Source organism: Bradyrhizobium sp. Crot121, from assembly GCF_059512385.1.
Map to the genome: position 1 here is coordinate 1 of NZ_JCAMOR010000545.1, position 293 is coordinate 293.

2 pseudogenes are annotated in these 293 nt (G+C 59.7%); both read left to right on the forward strand.

Annotated features, from left to right (window positions below):
* Positions 1-96 (forward strand): annotated as a pseudogene (locus AC5ZGW_RS47860) (IS21-like element ISFK1 family helper ATPase IstB); the annotation flags it as partial.
* Positions 97-219: 123 nt separating this feature from the next.
* Positions 220-293: pseudogene (locus AC5ZGW_RS47865) on the forward strand (IS66 family transposase); the annotation flags it as partial.

Genomic DNA, 293 nt, shown 5'->3' on the forward strand with positions numbered 1-293 from the left:
CTCGTCCATAACGCTCACCGCCTCCAGCTGGCCGGCGAAAGCATGCGAAAACGCAACGCCAAAACCATCACCCTTGAAGAGCAGCCAGAACGCTGACCCTATCACCGCCTCGGCCGGAGCGGGCTGCTCACGATCGTCTGAATTCGGCGCTCATGATCGCGCGAAATCGCTGCTCACCATCAGTGAAATATGCAATCTGGCAGCGGCGGATCGTCTTTCATGGACGAAACTACGGCGCCGGTGCTCGATCCCGGGCGTGGTCAAACGAAGAAGGGCTACTTCTGGGCGAGCGT